Source organism: Terrisporobacter muris (genome assembly GCF_024621905.1).
GTDB classification, from domain to species: domain Bacteria; phylum Bacillota; class Clostridia; order Peptostreptococcales; family Peptostreptococcaceae; genus Terrisporobacter; species Terrisporobacter muris.
The window spans coordinates 1-1,050 of record NZ_JANKBY010000597.1 but is presented as its reverse complement, the minus strand read 5'-3'; the positions used below and the strand labels follow the sequence as shown (position 1 = coordinate 1,050).

The following is a 1,050-nucleotide window of genomic DNA, read 5'->3' as shown; positions in this document are numbered from 1 at the left end:
GCGATATAAACCTTTAGGTTTATTTTGGTCAAGTCCTCGACCTATTAGTATCAGTAAGCTACATATGTTACCACACTTCCACCTCTGACCTATCAACCATGTAGTCTTCATGGGGTCTTAACCTTGCGGTGGGAAATCTTATCTTGAAGTAGGCTTCGCGCTTAGATGCTTTCAGCGCTTATCCTTTCCGTACTTAGCTACCCAGCTATGCCCTTGGCAGAACAACTGGTACACCAGCGGTACGTCCATCCCGGTCCTCTCGTACTAAGGACAGGTCTCCTCAAATTTCCTACGCCTGCGACGGATAGGGACCGAACTGTCTCACGACGTTCTGAACCCAGCTCGCGTACCACTTTAATGGGCGAACAGCCCAACCCTTGGGACCTACTACAGCCCCAGGATGTGATGAGCCGACATCGAGGTGCCAAACCTCCCCGTCGATGTGGACTCTTGGGGGAGATCAGCCTGTTATCCCCAGGGTAGCTTTTATCCGTTGAGCGATGGCCCTTCCATGCGGTACCACCGGATCACTAAGTCCGACTTTCGTCCTTGCTCGACCTGTATGTCTTGCAATCAAGCTCTCTTCTGCCTTTACACTCTACGTACGATTTCCGACCGTACTGAGAGAACCTTTGAGCGCCTCCGTTACTTTTTAGGAGGCGACCGCCCCAGTCAAACTGTCCACCTGACAGTGTCCCACTACCTGATTCAAGGCAGCTGGTTAGAATCCCAGTACTACAAGGGTGGTATCCCAAGGATGGCTCCACACAGACTGACGTCCATGCTTCATAGCCTCCCACCTATCCTGTACATGTAGCACCGAGACTCAATGTCAAGCTACAGTAAAGCTCCATGGGGTCTTTCCGTCCTGTCGCAGGTAACCGGCATCTTCACCGGTATTACAATTTCACCCAGTCTGTTGTTGAGACAGTGCCCAAATCGTTACGCCTTTCGTGCGGGTCGGAACTTACCCGACAAGGAATTTCGCTACCTTAGGACCGTTATAGTTACGGCCGCCGTTTACTGGGGCTTAAGTTCACTGCTTCGGTT

At 51.4% G+C, this 1,050-nt stretch carries 1 rRNA gene; it reads right to left on the bottom strand.

The features are described 5' to 3' along the window. Positions 1 to 24: 24 nt before the first annotated feature. Positions 25 to 1,050, bottom strand: a 23S ribosomal RNA gene (locus tag NSA58_RS20530); the annotation flags it as partial.